Annotated in this window: 1 protein-coding gene; it reads left to right on the forward strand. The window is 58.2% G+C overall.

Translation table 11 applies throughout. The annotated features are described in order from the left end of the window. The coding region (locus tag ACLJNW_RS24235) for a YopD family type III secretion system translocon subunit (protein WP_410961224.1) at positions 1–161 on the forward strand (161 nt) is incomplete at its 5' end. Between the last annotated feature and the right edge of the window lie 143 nt (positions 162–304).

Here is a 304-nt window from a genome sequence, read left to right on the forward strand (position 1 = left end):
GGGAAGGAGAGGTCAACGCCACCATCGGGCAGAGCCAGAAGCAGAAGGTCGAGGACCAGATGAGCTTCGATGCCGGCTTCATGAAGGACGTCCTGCAGCTCATCCAGCAGTACACCCAGAGCCATAACCAGGCCTGGCGTGCGGCGGCCGGAGTGGTCTGAGCCGTCTCCGCGCGGGAGGAAAAGGCCACAGCGATGTGGCTTTTTTCTTAAAAGAAAAGTCTCTCAGTGACAAAAGCGATGCATAGCCCGGTGCTAGCATGCGCTGAGCTTTAGGAGGCGCCCCCATGGATTTAACGAGCAAG

It is taken from the genome of Salmonella sp. SAL4457, from assembly GCF_046548235.1.
In the GTDB taxonomy this organism is placed as follows: Bacteria; Pseudomonadota; Gammaproteobacteria; order Enterobacterales; family Enterobacteriaceae; genus Salmonella; species Salmonella enterica.